The sequence below is a fragment of the Methylobacterium adhaesivum genome, from assembly GCF_022179065.1.
GTDB classification, from domain to species: Bacteria; Pseudomonadota; Alphaproteobacteria; order Rhizobiales; family Beijerinckiaceae; genus Methylobacterium; species Methylobacterium adhaesivum.
The window spans coordinates 169,537-184,253 of the sequence record NZ_BPQD01000001.1 but is presented as its reverse complement, the minus strand read 5'-3'; the positions used below and the strand labels follow the sequence as shown (position 1 = coordinate 184,253).

At 69.4% G+C, this 14,717-nt stretch carries 17 protein-coding genes; 4 read left to right on the top strand and 13 right to left on the bottom strand.

Annotated elements, in window-relative coordinates:
* Positions 1–73: 73 nt before the first annotated feature.
* The 5 genes from lptB to MFF01_RS00835 all read right to left on the bottom strand — a co-directional run bounded on the left by lptB (position 74) and on the right by MFF01_RS00835 (position 3,680).
* The gene (gene lptB / locus MFF01_RS00855) at positions 74–919 is read right to left on the bottom strand and encodes an LPS export ABC transporter ATP-binding protein (RefSeq protein ID WP_373319580.1); all 846 of its coding nucleotides are present in this window, start codon (positions 917–919) and stop codon (positions 74–76) included.
* Complete coding sequence (locus MFF01_RS00850; protein WP_238221608.1) at positions 916–1,656, bottom strand: LptA/OstA family protein; 741 nt, start codon at positions 1,654–1,656, stop codon at positions 916–918. Before MFF01_RS00850 ends, lptB begins: the two co-directional genes overlap by 4 nt.
* 2 nt (positions 1,657–1,658) lie before the next feature.
* Positions 1,659–2,399: a lipopolysaccharide-assembly, LptC-related protein gene (locus MFF01_RS00845; protein ID WP_238221222.1), complete on the bottom strand. Its 741-nt coding sequence runs from the start codon at positions 2,397–2,399 to the stop codon at positions 1,659–1,661.
* Between the two features lie 150 nt (positions 2,400–2,549).
* A complete protein-coding gene (locus MFF01_RS00840) occupies positions 2,550–3,176 on the bottom strand; it encodes a ribonuclease D (RefSeq protein ID WP_238221221.1) in 627 nt (208 codons plus the stop codon).
* A gap of 111 nt (positions 3,177–3,287) precedes the next feature.
* A complete protein-coding gene (locus MFF01_RS00835; protein WP_238221220.1) occupies positions 3,288–3,680 on the bottom strand; it encodes a ComEA family DNA-binding protein in 393 nt (130 codons plus the stop codon).
* A gap of 407 nt (positions 3,681–4,087) precedes the next feature.
* On the opposite strand from MFF01_RS00835, the gene rpmF reads away from it, so the two are divergent.
* On the top strand, positions 4,088–4,276 hold the full coding sequence (rpmF, locus tag MFF01_RS00830) for a 50S ribosomal protein L32 (RefSeq protein ID WP_018046018.1): 189 nt from the start codon (positions 4,088–4,090) through the stop codon (positions 4,274–4,276).
* Positions 4,277–4,407: 131 nt separating this feature from the next.
* On the opposite strand, the gene MFF01_RS00825 is transcribed toward rpmF, so the two are convergent.
* Positions 4,408–4,644, bottom strand: a complete 237-nt coding sequence (locus MFF01_RS00825) for a hypothetical protein (protein WP_238221219.1) — start codon at positions 4,642–4,644, stop codon at positions 4,408–4,410.
* A 96-nt stretch (positions 4,645–4,740) separates the two neighbouring features.
* Entirely contained in the window at positions 4,741–5,352 is a 612-nt protein-coding gene (phaR, locus tag MFF01_RS00820) for a polyhydroxyalkanoate synthesis repressor PhaR (protein ID WP_238221218.1), read from the bottom strand.
* 314 nt (positions 5,353–5,666) lie between these two features.
* Here phaR and MFF01_RS00815 point away from each other — a divergent pair, with 314 nt between their 5' ends.
* Both MFF01_RS00815 and phbB read left to right on the top strand, forming a co-directional pair.
* On the top strand, positions 5,667–6,848 hold the full coding sequence (locus MFF01_RS00815) for an acetyl-CoA C-acetyltransferase (protein WP_238221217.1): 1,182 nt from the start codon (positions 5,667–5,669) through the stop codon (positions 6,846–6,848).
* Positions 6,849–6,989: 141 nt separating this feature from the next.
* The gene (phbB, locus tag MFF01_RS00810) at positions 6,990–7,718 is read left to right on the top strand and encodes an acetoacetyl-CoA reductase (RefSeq protein WP_238221216.1); all 729 of its coding nucleotides are present in this window, start codon (positions 6,990–6,992) and stop codon (positions 7,716–7,718) included.
* Between the two features lie 45 nt (positions 7,719–7,763).
* On the opposite strand, the gene MFF01_RS00805 is transcribed toward phbB, so the two are convergent.
* The 4 genes from MFF01_RS00805 to MFF01_RS00790 form a co-directional block, all read right to left on the bottom strand.
* Positions 7,764–8,342 carry a c-type cytochrome, methanol metabolism-related gene (locus tag MFF01_RS00805; RefSeq protein ID WP_238221215.1) on the bottom strand — a complete coding sequence of 193 codons (579 nt, stop codon included), beginning with the start codon at positions 8,340–8,342 and terminating at the stop codon, positions 7,764–7,766.
* A gap of 95 nt (positions 8,343–8,437) precedes the next feature.
* Entirely contained in the window at positions 8,438–8,884 is a 447-nt protein-coding gene (locus tag MFF01_RS00800) for a cupin domain-containing protein (RefSeq protein ID WP_238221214.1), read from the bottom strand.
* A 28-nt stretch (positions 8,885–8,912) separates the two neighbouring features.
* Complete coding sequence (locus tag MFF01_RS00795) at positions 8,913–9,635, bottom strand: hypothetical protein (protein WP_238221213.1); 723 nt, start codon at positions 9,633–9,635, stop codon at positions 8,913–8,915.
* Positions 9,632–9,889, bottom strand: coding sequence for a hypothetical protein (locus tag MFF01_RS00790; protein ID WP_238221212.1), 258 nt, complete (start codon positions 9,887–9,889; stop codon positions 9,632–9,634). The genes MFF01_RS00795 and MFF01_RS00790 overlap by 4 nt, the downstream gene beginning before the upstream one ends.
* 199 nt (positions 9,890–10,088) lie before the next feature.
* On the opposite strand from MFF01_RS00790, the gene MFF01_RS00785 reads away from it, so the two are divergent.
* A complete protein-coding gene (locus tag MFF01_RS00785; RefSeq protein ID WP_238221211.1) occupies positions 10,089–12,989 on the top strand; it encodes a phosphoenolpyruvate carboxylase in 2,901 nt (966 codons plus the stop codon).
* Positions 12,990–13,092: 103 nt separating this feature from the next.
* Here the strand turns inward: MFF01_RS00785 and MFF01_RS00780 are convergent, their stop codons facing one another.
* Together MFF01_RS00780 and MFF01_RS00775 are read right to left on the bottom strand one after the other, a co-directional pair.
* Positions 13,093–13,305, bottom strand: coding sequence for a DUF1127 domain-containing protein (locus tag MFF01_RS00780; protein WP_238221210.1), 213 nt, complete (start codon positions 13,303–13,305; stop codon positions 13,093–13,095).
* A gap of 183 nt (positions 13,306–13,488) precedes the next feature.
* On the bottom strand, positions 13,489–14,700 hold the full coding sequence (locus MFF01_RS00775) for a thermonuclease family protein (protein ID WP_238221209.1): 1,212 nt from the start codon (positions 14,698–14,700) through the stop codon (positions 13,489–13,491).
* Positions 14,701–14,717: the final 17 nt, after the last annotated feature.

The window sequence follows — 14,717 nt, the reverse complement described above, 5'->3', positions numbered from 1 at the left end:
CCGGCAGCGGCGTCCTTCGGGGCGAATCGGGGATCGTGGAAACGCAGGATCAGCCCCGTCCGGGGGCACCGCCCTACAGGCGGAAATCCTCGCCGAGATAGAGGCGGCGCGCATCGGCGTTGGCCACGATCTCGTCGGGGGTCCCCTCCGTGAGGATCCGGCCCGAATGCGCGATGTAGGCCCGGTCGATGAGGCCGAGGGTCTCGCGCACGTTGTGGTCGGTGATGAGCACGCCGATGCCACGCTGCTTCAGGTGCTTCACGAGGTCTTGGATGTCGCCCACCGCGATGGGATCGATGCCGGCGAAGGGCTCGTCGAGCAGCATGAAGCTCGGGGACGAGGCCAGCGCCCGGGCGATCTCGCAGCGGCGGCGCTCGCCGCCCGACAGGGCAATGGAGGGGGATTTGCGCAAGCGCGCGATGTCGAATTCCTCCAGCAGGGATTCGAGTTTTTTCGCGCGTTCCTTGCGGTCGGGCTCGGCGACTTCGAGCACGGCGCGGATGTTGTCCTCCACGGTCAGGCCGCGAAAGATCGAGGCTTCCTGCGGCAGGTACCCGATGCCGAGGCGCGCGCGCTGATACATGGGTAGGTGGGTGATCGGCAGGCCGTCGAGGCTGATCGATCCGCGATCGGCCGAGACGAGGCCGGTGATCATGTAGAAGATCGTGGTCTTGCCCGCGCCGTTGGGGCCGAGCAGCCCCACCGCCTCGCCGTTGCGGACCGTGAGGCCGGCCTCGTGCACCACCGTGCGGGCGCCGTAGCTCTTGCGCAGCCCGCGCACGTTGAGGATGCCCGGACCGCCGCCCTCGGCGAGGATAGCGGCCTCACGGGCCGCCGCGTCCCGGCGGCCCCGGCCGAACAACCGGCCGAACAGGGAGGGTTGGGCCGACACGGCGGACACCCGCGACGCGGCGCTCAATTGGTCTGCGCCCGGGGCTTGGTGGCCTCGGCGGGCTTGGTGTCCGCAGGTTTGGGCGCGGCCTTGGCGGCGGCGGGCGGCTGGGCGCAGCCCTTGGGCCCCTTCGCCCCGTCGTCCTTCTGCGGCACGAACAGGGCCGAGACCCGGCCGCCAGCCACGGGGTCCATGTTCGCCCGGCCGGTGTTCATGTCGTAGACGAGGCGCGAGCCGCGCGTCACGTTCTGGCACTGGCTCAGCACGACGTTGCCGGTGAGCACGATGCGCTTGGCCTCCTGATCGAACACGGCGCTGTCGCCGGTGGCGACCTGATCCTTCTGCACCACGGTGACGGGGCCGGCGCACTCGACGCGCTGGATGCCGTTCTCGCCCATGGCCCCGGCGGGCTTGTCCGCCGCTGCGGCCGTGTCGGCGGCGGGCTCTTTGGCCGCGTCACCCTTCTTGTCGTCCTTTTTGCCCCGCTTGTACCGCACGGTCATGCTGGAGCAGCGGATGGTGCTGTCGCCCTGTACCGCCACGACGTTGCCGGCGAACACCGCCTTGTTCTCGCGGTCGAACACGTCGAGGCGGTCGGCGTCGATCTTGATCGGTTCCTTGCCGCCGCCGCCGAGATTGCCGAGTCCGGCCGGCTTCTCCTTCTTCGCGGGCGCCGTCGTCGGCGCATCGGCGGGCGCGGCCAACGCCGAGCCGGCGGCGAGGCCCACCGCGATCGAGGCCGCCGCGATCAGGGAACGGGTGATGGTCACGGGCGGGGCTCGCCGTCGGTCGGTTCGGCGGACGACGTGAGGACGCGCGGCGGCTTGGCCGACTGTTCAGCCTTGTCCGTCTCGTGCAGCACCGTGTGGACGTTGCCGACGAAAGAGATCACGTGACCGCTGTCGGCGACGTCGAGGGTGTCGGCCACCACGGTCCCGCTCGGGATCGTCACCGTGACGGCCTCGTTCGACTTTACCGTGCCGGCCTTGAAATCGACGGCCGCCGACGAGAGGCGAACCTCCTCGCCCTTGTCGGTCCAGAGACGGATGTCCTGGTTCAGGCTCAAGGATTCGCGGGCCGTGTCGAACAGCCCCGAGGCGGCTTCGAGATGGGCGAGACCGCCCTTGTCGTCGGTGACCAGATGCCCCTTCATGGCCTGGAGTTCGATGAGGGTCGGCTTGCGCACGTCCTGGAAGGCGGCGGTGGCGGTGACCTCGTAGCCGCGCTCGCCCTGGCGGAATCCGGACAAGCGCGGGCTCTCCATCTTCACCTTGGTGCCGGACAGGCTCACCGGGCCGATGCCGACGCTCGGCAGGGTGGTGCCGAAGGGATTGAACAGGACGGCGGCAAGCGCCAGCACCGCGCCTCCGGCCACGGCGGGGATGAGCCGCCGCAGGGTCCGCACGCGCGTGCTGTGGCTGCGCGCCTGCGCATGGGCACGGGTCCGGCGCGCATCGACGCGCCCTCGCGGCACGGCCCCGGTCTCGATGGACTCGTCCACCTGCATGATCGTCCCAAACATGCCGCCGGATGCGCGCGGGCCATGGCGAAGTTATGACCACCGCCTTGCCAAATCATCAAGGACGTCGGAGCACCCATGTGCGCCCGCGCACCGGTCTTACGCGTCGGCGCACGAGTGCTTCGCGCGGCTCCGCCCTTAGGTGTGGGCGAACAGATCGGTTTCGGGCCAGCCCGCGAGATCGAGGCGCGCCCGGGTCGGCAGGAAGTCGAAACAGGCCTGGGCCATGTCGGTGCGGCCCTCGCGGGCGAGCATCGCGTCGAGGCGCGCGCGGGCGGCGTGGAGATAGAGAACGTCGGAGGCCGCGTAGTCGATCTGCGCTTGGCTCAGGGTGTCGGCGCCCCAATCGGAGGATTGCTGCTGCTTCGACAGATCGACGCCGACGAGTTCGCGCACGACGTCCTTCAGGCCGTGGCGGTCGGTGTAGGTCCGGGCGAGCTTGGACGCGATCTTGGTGCAGTAGACCGGGCCCGGCATCACCCCGAGGGCGCGGAACAGCACGGCGAGGTCGAACCGGGCGAAATGGAAGATCTTCAGGGTCTCGGGATCGCCCATCACCCGCTTGAGCATCGCCGGCACCGGGCCGCCGGGCACGATCTGCACCACGTCGGCGCTGCCGTCGCCGCGCGAGATCTGCACCACGCACAGGCGGTCCCGGTGCGGGTTCAGCCCGAGGGTCTCGGTGTCGATGGCGAGGGCGGGGCCGGCGACGTAGTCGGCCGGAAGGTCGCCGCGATGGAGGCGCACGAGGGGCTGAGGTGCCATGGAAGACTTCGCTGCCGTTCGGAACCTCGGCGCCTAGCATCCGCCCCCCGGCTCGACAAGGGCGAGCCGGGGGGCGTCGGCCTCCCGGCCCGCGTCCCGGCCCGCCTGCCGTCATTTCTGCTTGGCGATGACCTTGTCCTTGATGCCGTCGTAGACGCCCTGCGGAATGATCTTCTTCGACACGAGCTCGTCCTTGCCGTGATAGGGCCGACCCTTGACGATGGCCGCCGCGCGGGCGGTGCCGATGCCCGGCAGGGCATCGAGTTCGGCGGGGGTAGCGCTGTTGAGGTCGATGAGGGCCGCCTTCGTCTCGGGCTTGCCCTCGGACTTGCCGGCGGCCGGAGCCTTGGGGGCCGCGACGGTGGGGGGCGTGGGATTCGCGGGCGCCGGCACGGCCGGGGCGGGCTTGGTCGTCGGGGTGGCGGGGCTCGGCGATTGCGCCAGGGCGGGCGCCGTGGCGAGGCAGGCCAGAACGGCGAGGCTGCGCAGAAGAGTTGACGACATGGGAATCTCCCGATCGATGACGCGATCGCAATGCCGCGCCAACACAAGTCGTCCTAAGGAAAGGCGGTTGAACCGCCGCTTAACGGTGTCATACGAACTCTGTTTGATCACTTCGGATCGAGCGGGCGCGACGGTCTCTCTCTCTTTCCAGGAGAGGGGACCCGCGAGTCGCCAACATCACCGAACGGATCAAACGAAAGCCGTATGACACCGTGTTGAGAGGTCTATCGGGTGCCGGAGGGGACGGGTCCGCCGCCCCGTTCCGGGAAGGCGCGCGACACCCCTAGCCATGGCGCCCCCGGGCGGTTATAAGCCCGCCTCGAATCTCCGTTTGAACACGGTGCCGAGGCGATTCTCCCGGAGGAGATCGTCGGGAGGCACCCTTTTGCCATCGACAGGATCATCCCATGGCCGTTCCGAAGCGCAAGACCTCCCCCTCGCGGCGCGGCATGCGCCGGTCCGCCGACGCCCTCAAGGCCCCGACCTACGTCGCCGACAAGGATTCGGGCGAGCTGCGCCGTCCCCACCACATCGATCTGAAGACCGGCATGTACCGTGGTCGTCAGGTGCTGAAGGTGAAGTCGGCCGAGGCCTGAGCCCTCGCGCTCCGCCGCCCGGCGGGACGGGCCGCTCCGGCGGCCATTCCGGATCGATCGCGATCCGGACCGATCATGACGAGGCCGTGATCCGCGCGAGGCGGGCGCGGCCTTTTTCGTGCGGGCTTCGCTCAGGCGATGCGCTGGGCCGTGGCGGCGTAGGCGGCCACCGCGCTGCGGGTCCGTTCCAGTCGCGCCGGGCGCAGGACCGGATCGGCGCCGAGCAGCAGCTGAGTCACGAAGCCCGAATTCGGACGCGCCGGCACGGGGCGGCGAAAGCCGTAGGATTCCCCGCCCGGGATCACCACGAGATCGTAGACCGGCGCCTGTCCCGTTTGTGAACGGTCGATTGTCCCAGCTTGCTTCATCGCATCCGGTCCCGCGTGACTCGGGTTGAGATGTGCAAGAAATGGGTCGGTGTTAACGGTTCGTCAATCTTTCGCCGGCGGGCGGCGCGCGGGCGCCTACTTCTTCGAGAGATTCTCGAGGCGCGACTGCATCTCGGCCATCTGGCGCTTCAGATCGTCGAGATCCGTTCCGCTGGGGGCCGCGGCGGGGGGCTGCGACGGGGCCGCGGCGGAGGGGTGCGCGACCATGCCGGAGAGCGGCCCGGTGCCGAAGGTGGTGAACATCTTCATGGCATCGCCGAAGAAGCTCATGTTGGCCCGAACCTGTTCCTCCATGGCGTTCTGGAACACCGTGGGCGCGAAGCTCTGAGCCATCTTCTCGCGAAGACCGTCCTGATCGCGGGCGAAGTTCGCCATCGAGAATTCGAGGAAGCTCGGCACCATGGTGCGCATGCTGTCGCCGTAGAAGCGGATCAGCTGGCGCAGGAACGCGACGGGGAGGAGATTGTCGTCCCCGGCCTTGTTCTCTTGCTCGAAGATGATCTGCGTCAGCACCGAGCGGGTGATGTCGTCGCCCGAGCGCGCATCGTAGACGAGGAAATCCTCGCCGTTCTGGACCATCGTCGCAAGGTCCTCGAGGGTGACGTAGGTCGAGGTCCCGGTGTGATAGAGGCGGCGATTGGCGTATTTCTTGATGACGGTGTGGTTGGACTTACCGTTGTCCGCCATTTCTGGGGGCCTCTCCCGACGCGATCATGCAAGCCGCTCGATACTTCCGACGACGCATGCGGAGACGAGACTGTGTCCCGACCCGCCGGTTCACACCTTAAGGCGTTCGCCCGCCGACGAAAACACCTATCTCGCCGCCGTCCACGCGGAATAATGCCGATCCCGCCCGCCGGAGGATGACAGTGCCGTGCGTCCTCCGCAAAGCGCCTTGACTTCGCAGGGTCGTCGGCTTTCATCCGGGGGCGAAGGCCTAAGGCGCGCACGCCGATGGAAGGCGATAACGCAGCGCCGGCCGGCATGAGGAGACAATCACCATGGCAGCAGAAGACATCGTCATCGTCGGAGCGGCCCGGACCCCGGTCGGCTCGTTCGGCGGCGCCTTCAACACCGTTCCGGCCCACGAACTCGGCGCCGTGGCGATCAAGGCCGCCCTGGAGCGCGCCGGCGTTTCGCCCGACGACGTGGACGAGGTGATCTTCGGCCAAGTGCTCACCGCCGGGGCCGGCCAGAACCCCGCCCGCCAAGCCGCCATCAAGGCCGGCATCCCGGAGAAGGCCACGGCCTGGGGCGTCAACCAAGTCTGCGGCTCGGGCCTGCGCACCGTCGCCCTCGGCATGCAGCAGATCGCCAACGGCGACGCCACCGTCATCGTGGCCGGCGGCCAGGAATCCATGTCGCTCAGCCCCCACGCGCAGTACCTGCGCGGCGGCCAGAAGATGGGCGACGTGAAGCTCGTCGACACCATGATCAAGGACGGCCTGTGGGACGCCTTCAACGGCTACCACATGGGCACCACCGCCGAGAACGTGGCCCAGGCCTTCCAGCTCACTCGCGAGGAGCAGGACGCCTTCGCGACGAAGTCGCAGAACAAGGCCGAGGCCGCCCGCAAGGAAGGCCGCTTCAAGGACGAGATCGTCCCCGTCACCGTCGCGGGCCGCAAGGGCGACACGATCGTCGACACCGACGAGTACATCCGTGACGGCGCCACCGTCGAGGCCATGGCCAAGCTCAAGCCCGCCTTCTCGAAGGACGGCACCGTGACGGCGGCCAACGCGTCGGGCCTCAACGACGGTGCGGCCGCCATCGTGCTCATGTCGGCGAGCGAGGCCGAGCGTCGCGGGATCAAGCCCCTGGCCAAGATCGTCTCCTGGGCCACGGCCGGCGTCGACCCGAAGGTCATGGGCACCGGCCCGATCCCGGCTTCGCGAAAAGCCCTCGAGAAGGCCGGCTGGAAGCCGTCCGACCTCGATCTCGTCGAGGCCAACGAGGCCTTCGCCGCCCAGGCGCTGGCCGTGAACAAGGACATGGGCTGGGACACGGACAAGGTGAACGTCAATGGCGGCGCCATCGCCATCGGTCACCCCATCGGCGCCTCCGGCGCTCGCGTCCTCGTCACCCTGCTGCATGAGCTGAAGCGCCGCGACGCCAAGAAGGGCCTCGCCACCCTGTGCATCGGCGGCGGCATGGGCGTCGCCATGTGCGTCGAGCGCGTCTGAGCCTGCCAATCCGCTGCGCCGTCAGGAAAAATCTTGACGGCGCGGCAAATTTAAATGGGTCGCGCGACGGCCGCCTCGCCAGCTAGAGCCGCGTACGACCCATCCACGAACCTGCCAAGAAACGACAAACCGGAGGAAATCATGGCTCAGGAACGCGTCGCCCTCGTCACCGGCGGAACGCGCGGCATCGGTGCTGCGATCTCGAAGGGCCTCAAGGCCAAGGGCTACAAGGTCGCCGCCAATTACGGCGGCAACGACGAGGCCGCCAACGCCTTCAAGGCGGAGACCGGCATCCCGGTCTTCAAGTTCGACGTCGGCGATTACGCCGCCTGCGAGGCCGGCATCAAGCAGATCGAATCGGAGGTCGGCCCCATCGACATCCTGGTGAACAACGCCGGCATCACCCGTGACGGTGCGTTCCACAAGATGACGTTCGAGAAGTGGCAGGCGGTCATCAAGACCAACCTTGATTCGATGTTCACCTGCACCCGGCCGCTCATCGAGGGCATGCGCAGCCGCAACTTCGGCCGCATCATTCTGATTTCGTCCATCAACGGCCAGAAGGGTCAGGCCGGCCAGACCAACTATTCGGCGGCCAAGGCCGGCGTCATCGGCTTCGCCAAGGCGCTCGCCCAGGAGAGCGCCGGCAAGGGCATCACCGTCAACGTCATCGCCCCCGGCTACGTCGCCACCGAGATGGTGATGGCGGTGCCCGAGGACATCCGCAACAAGATCATCGCGACGATCCCCGTCGGCCGCCTCGGCGAGGCCGAAGAGATCGCCCGTGCCGTCGAGTACCTCGCGGCCGAGGATTCGGGCTTCGTCACCGGCTCGACCCTGACCATCAACGGCGGCCAGTACATCGCCTGATCGTCCCGCGACGGCGGCCGCGCGGCCGCCGTCGCCCTGGGCTCGTCAGCCCATGCAGGCGTCCTCACGCTTCTTGTAGGCGTCGGATTTCGGTTCATGCTCGGCGGGGCGGCCACGACCGACGACACCATCGGACCGGGCCCGCAGATAGACGTAGATGTCGTCGATGTAGCACATCACGTTCCGGTTCTCGCCGAAGGCCGGCATCACCAGTTCCTGCGATGAGCTGATGTCCTTCTTGCCGCCCGCCACGATGCCCACGAAGGTGGCGTAATCGTCGTGCTTGAGCGCCTCGACCAGGGACGGCGCATAGATCGATCCGGCCCCGTCCGGCCCGTGGCAGACGATACAATTGGAATTGTAGCGCAGGTAGCCGGCCATGGTGGGCCAATCCACCATCTTGCCGGTCTGAGTGACGTGGTAGGTCGGCGTCCCGTCCTTGTCCTTGTAGTTGCCGTCCTCGAACGTGGCCGGCTGCGTCGGTCCCTCACTCTTGAGCGACGGAGCCGGAGCCGGTGTCGGATCGGCCCACGCCTGCGGGACGCCGAAGAAAGCCTGCGGGACGCTGGAGAACAACAAGGCCGACGCGATCAAGGTGGCAACGGCGGATACGGAGCGACGCACGTTCGAGACTCCCGAAACGTTGAGGAGAGCCCCGAAAATATGGCGCTTCGCCCTGCGGCAAGAGGCGTCGCCATATTTATTGATGGTTGCTGGGATTAAATCCGGCCCCACGGCGTGGGCCGCCAATCCGGCGGCGCCATCTCGAACCCGTCGAAGGTGAAGGCCGGCGAGACCGTGCAGCCAACGAGGGTCCAGGCGCCCAGGCTCGTCGCCGTCTGCCAATGGCCGGCCGGGACCACGATCTGCGGCTGTTGCCCCCGCCCGAGATCGGGGCCGAGATGGGCCGCCATCGCATCGTGGCCGTTGGGGCTCGTGGTGATCACCAGGGGCGCCCCGGCATGCCAGTGCCAGATCTCGGCGGCATCGACCCGGTGCCATTCGGAGACCTCGCCCGTATCGAGCAGGTAGTAGATCGCGCTGCCCACGGAGCGGCCGTCGATGGTGCGCGGATCGCGGAACGTCTCTCGGTAATGGCCGCCCTCGGGATGCGGGACTAGCCCCAGGCGGGCGATGATCTCGGCGGCGCTCGGTCCTGCGCCCATGGGCGTTCCCTCCTCCGATGTGGCCATATCAGTTGTCCAGGGCCGAGGCCGGCAGCGGCAGTCCCGGTGCGCCGCCCGGGGCGGGGGCCACCTTGGCGCCCTTCGGCCGCGGGGCGGTCTTGGCCTTGGCGACGGGGGGCGCCTTGATCGCCGGCGCCTCGCCGCAGGATTGGAAGGCGAGCTGCGCCAGGGGCTGGCCCGCCTCCGAGACGATGTTGAGGGTATCGGGCAGCGGCGTCGGCGTCGCGTCCCAGCGGATGACGCCCCCCGTCGCCCCCTCGAGGGCGGCCGGTGCGCCGCCCCGCCGCAGGGCGAACAGATCGGGACCGTAGGCGGTGGCGACCTTGCCGGCGATCACGACCTGAAGCACCCGCGAGGTTTCGGGCGTGAGCGGCCGAAGGGGATTCTCAATGACGACGAGACCCGTTCGGGTGACCCAGACGGAGAAGTTCTTCGGCCCTTCGTAGAGGGCGGCCTTGTCCGCGCAGATCACCGTGAGGTCGGGGCGCGATGCCGCGGGCACGGGCGGCAGGGCCGCTGGCGTCGGGACGGCAGGCGGTTTGGCCGCCGCGGTGTCAGGCGTCTTCGGCTTCGGCGGCGGCTTGCGGGATAGAGCCTTGCGGGGCGCCGGAGCAGGATCGGCGGGGGAATCAGGCGCGGGTGCGTCCTGGGCCATGGCCGCCGCTCCGCCGAGGGCGAGAAGCAGGCCGAGGACAAGGGCCGGCGAACGCATGAGGGGGCGCAGGGTCATCGGGATCCATCGCTGGGGGGAAGGGGCCGAGCGTTCGGGTCCGGCTCGATGGGCAGGATCGTGGCGGACCGGTCGATGGGGCTCGCCCGAGGCGGTTGCACGCTGCGCATCAGAGTTTCCTCCCCGTCCTCCATCAGGTCCTCCTCCCGTTCCATGCGCAGTTCGGGGCGCCGCGCGCGCGCCATCATCGCCATCACCACGACGCACGAGAGGGTGAAGGCCGCGAGAGCCGCCAGGATCAGAGTGGTTTCCATGCCGCCCCAGCGTTACCCCAGGATGATCCGCGATGCATCCGTCGGCGGAATCGGACCCCGGCCGGAATGGTCCTTGCGTCGTCGCGGGGGCACCATCGGGATGGTGCTGTCCACCGGGGTATGCCCTGCCGGGCCTTGCTCCGCCTTCGCCCGGCTGTCCTATGGCGGTAGCCGTCCACCTCGTCACCAAGGTCGATCGATGCGTATGCATGACCGCAGCCCGGATCACGCGGTTGCGAACCCCGAGGCCCTCGAGGCGGACCTTCTCGGCCTGATCGAAGAATCCCGCGAGCAGGCGGCGGAGGACCCGTTCCGCAACCCCGTCCTGGCGGTGACCCTCGCCATCACCCGCCGGTTCGATCGCGCCGAGATCGGCGAGCAGGATCTCGACGGCCTGTTCGTGCGGCTTCGGGCGCAGTCCCTCGCGGCCCGGGCCGAGCGCCTGCGGGCCTATGTGGGCCTGGACGGGACCACGGCGTCCACCCGCGAGAACCGGATGCCGGCCCGCCTCGTCGCGGCGATCCCCCGGCGCCAGGGCGATTTCGAGGTGTTTCGCGATCTCGTGGGCCGCACGGGCTTTGCCGTGGTGTTCACCGCCCACCCGACCTTCGGCATGCCCCGGGCCGTGGCCGCCCTGATCGCCGAGGCCGCCACTGCGCCGGACGCGGCCGCCCGCCTGCCCCTGACCGAGAAGGCTGCCGCTCTCTCGACACGCCCCGATCCGGCCATCTCCCTCGACGACGAGTTCGATCAGGCCTGTGTGGCGGCCAACCACGGCCGCGCAGCCGTGGACGGCTTCAACGCTGCCCTTCTGGAGGCGGCGCGCGAGCGCTGGCCCGACCGCTGGACGGAACTCGTGCCCAAGCCCTTCGCCATCGCGAGCTGGGTCGGCTGCGACACCGACGGGCGCACGGATATCGGCTGGTGGGACACCCTGCGCTACCGCCTCGAATCGAAGCGGATGCAGCTCGACCGGGTGATGCGCCACCTGCCGCAGGTGCCGGCGACCCAGGTGGTGCGCGACCTCACGGCCGGGGCGTTGGCCGCCGTCAATCGGCAACTCGCCGTGGCCCCGCGGCTGGGCACCAAGCCGTCCCTGGAATCGGTGCACCGCTTCGCACTGGCCCTGATCATCGAGCGTGAGCGGGCTCAGACCGATGCCACCGCCCTCCTCGCCGGCCTCGCCGGGGCCATGGGCGGGGTCGCGACGGACGAGGAGCGGCGCGCCATCGCGATCCTGCGCTCAGGGATCGCCACCCACGGACTCTCCAACGCCCTGCCCCACTTCCGGCTCAACGCCAGCCAAATCCACAACGCCGTGCGCCGGGTCACCGACCTCGAGGGCGAGCCGACGGACGCCGCCCAGCGCCGCTCGCACCTCGCCACCATCCACGCCCTCCTCAACGACGTTCAGGCCGTGGACGTCGATTTCGGGGCGCTCGCCGCCGAGCGGGCCTCGGCCGCCCGCCTGATGATGACCATCACGCAGATCCTGAAGCACGTGGACGGCACGCACCCCGTGCGCTTCCTCATCGCGGAGACGGAGACGGGCTACACCCTGCTCGCTGCCCTCTGGCTCGCCCGGCATTACGGGATCGCCGACAAGGTCGAGATCACGCCCCTGTTCGAGACGGCCTCCGCCCTGGAACAGGGTATCCGCGTCCTCGACGACGCTCTGCGCAATCCCCACTGGCGCCAGTACCTCAAGCGCATCGGCCGTCTTACGGTGCAGTTCGGCTACTCGGATTCCGGCCGCTACGTGGGGCAGCTGGCGGCGAGTTTCTGGATCGAGCGCCTACGCCTGCGCATCACCGAACTCATGGTCCAGAACGACCTGACCGGCGTCGAACTCGCCATCTTCGACACGCATGGCGAGTCCATCGGCCGGGGCGCGCACCCGACGAGCCTGCGCGACCGCCTCGCTTATCTCGCGCCGGAGGATGCGCGCCGGCGCAACCGGGCGGCGGGCATCCGCGTGCGCCTCGAATCGAGCTTCCAGGGATCCGACGGCTACCTCATGTTCGGCACCCTGCCGCTCGCGGACGCCGCGGTTGAGCGTATCGCCGAGCACGTCTTCGCCCTCGATGTCGCCGACGACGATTCGTTCGCCGACTACGTTCTGTCCGATGCGGCGAGCGGTGCCGACGAGGCCGACGACCCGATCTATGCCGAAGCCGATTTCTCTGCCGAGTTCTTCACGGTGGTGCGCCAGGACATGGAGGCCCTGGTAGACGATCCAGGCTATGCCGCACTGCTGGGCACCTTCGGTCCGAGCCTCCTCGACCGGACGGGGTCACGCCCCGTGGCGCGGCAATCCGATGGCGGCGGCCCGGCCATGATCACCCATCCGCGCCAGATGCGGGCGATCCCCAACAACGCCATCCTGCAGCAGCTCGGCTTCCTCGCCAATTCCCTGCACGGCGTCGGCCGGGCGGCCGGCCGCGCGCCGGACCTGTTCCGCGACATGCGTCGCGATTCCGCGCGGTTCTCGCGGGCCTTCCGCCTCGTGCAGCATGCGGCCAGCGTCGGGGATCTCGACGTTCTGCGGGCCTATATCGACACCCTCGATCCGGCGGTGTGGCTGGAGCGCGCCCGTCGCACGCAGCGTGATGCGCGGCGCGAGGAACTCGTGGTCATCGCCACCGCCCTCGACCGCCTGCGCCTCGCGCCAGACCTGCGCCGGTTGTTCGGCCAGCTCACCTGCGACTGGCTCAGCCTTCGGGCGGCGGCGCCCGACCTCGGCAAGATGTCGCCGCGCCTGACGCTGCTGCACGCCATCCGCCTCGCCCTGATCCATCGGATCTGGTTCCTGGCCGTCCATATCCCCGGCTTCCGGCCGCAATCGGGGATCAGCCGCGAGGCGCTGATCGAGCGCTTCCTGCGCCTCGACATCGACGGCTGCCTGACCCTGCTCGAAGATATCTTCCCGGTAACGCCCGATCCGACCCTCGGCCTCAATTTCGGCGAGCCGGCGGGGCCACGCGACGTCGGCACCTACGAGGCCGAGCACAACACCCTGTTCGAACCCATCCGCCGCTCCTTCGCCCGGGTGCGCGAACTCTCGGGCATGATCCAGCACGAGGTCGGCGCGTTCGGCTAGGGGGACGGCCACGTGCGGTCCCACACATGGAAACGCCGGCCACGGGGGCCGGCGTGTTCAGGCGGACGATGACGGATCCCGACGCGAGGCCGGGCGGTACCGCTCAGGCGGAGGGGAACGACACGTAGCGCAGGGGCGACGGCGTCCTGCGCAGGCCATCGGCGACGCGGTAGTTCTGGGCCTTCGACAGAATGCGGCCACCGATCTGCTCGGCGCCGATATCCGCGAGTTCGCGGTCCGTCAGCTGCGCGATCTGGCGGGCGGTTTCGTTGTCCTTCCAGTGGGACTTGAGATTGGCGAGGAGAGAGAGGGTCACGGGCTTTGCTTTCCGGCTTTGTCGTCGTGCCGCAAAATTTTGCAGCGCACAAAAGACAAATAGGACTTCCATGGCTGGGTCACGAGGGGAAAGCCGGTAGATCACCCATGCCCTATGAGCATGGTCTAGGCAGGACTTGCTTAAGCCTTGTGCGACTCGCGGAACTCCGACCGGGCTCGAAGCCTAGCGCGCCCAGACGCCCAGGCGCTCCGTGCGGGCGCGATCCTCGGCGGCGACGAGGTCGGGGGTCGCCTCGGCCGAGGCGCGGCCACCGCCGTTGAACAGCACCACTTCCGACAGGTCGCGGCCATCGACGTCGCACAGGCGCGCCTCGCTGCCCGCCACGGGCTGGCAGGTGACCGTCCGCCCGGCGAGATAGCGCGTCAGCTCGTCGGCCTGGCCGCCGCGCACCCATTCGACGCCGAAGAGGCGCACGAGCTTGCCCGCGACCCGCAGCGTCGCGGTGTCGATGACTTCGACGGGTCCGCTGAGGGCGGTGCTCGCTTTGGCCGCCTCCTCGGCGGACGGGGGCGTCTCCACCCGCGTCGGTGGGGCGGTCGCGACCGCCTCGCTCTGGGGTGTCGTCGCCGGGGTCGGCTTGGTCTCTTCGGAGGAGCGCGGGATCAGGAAAGCCACGGCGAGGAGGGCGAGAAGGCCCGCACCGGCGGCCAGGACGCGGCGATTGCGCAGGGCGCCTCCCTCACGCCCTGCCTCGCGCAGGCGTGAACCCGCGTCGGCGACCCGGCCGCGCATGTTGCCCGCCGCCTCCCGGACGAACGCGCTGCCTCGGCTCGTCGGTACCGGCACGGGAGCGATCCCCCGGGCCTCGGGACGCCGGGCGTCGAAGCGTCGGCGCAGATCCTGCCACCCCTCGATGGTGCGGGCGGTGAAGGCGCGGCCACGGGTGGTCGCGTGGGTGAAGGCGGTGCGAGCGCGGACGGATTGCGCCGCGACGAAGCGGCTGGAGGCGCCCGGCGCCACGACCACTTCGGCGGGCGGCGGCGCGGCGGCCTCCGCCGTGACAGGGGCGGGCTCGGCCACGGTCGACATGAACAGGGCCGGATGCAGGGTACGCAACTCCGCCACGAAATCCGCCAGGGTCATGGGCCTGTCCGATGCCATCTCTCCGGCGGTCTTGCCGTCGGCGGAATCGGCGATGCGGCGCGGCTGGCCCGCCCGGTCGCGGAGAAGGTAGCCCGGCGGCGCGTCCTGCAGCTCGGCGGCAGCTTCCACGAGCAGCCCGAGGGTCCGTCGGGCCACGGGGTGCCCGCCCTGGCGCTCGATCTCCTCGGCGATCCGGGCCTGCAGGGCGGCACGGGCCGCCAGCAGCGTGTCCGCGCTCCCAGCATCCGGATCGTGGGGTTTCACGGCGCTCGCGTCCAAGACGTTGACCACTCCAGGGCTCTCGACGC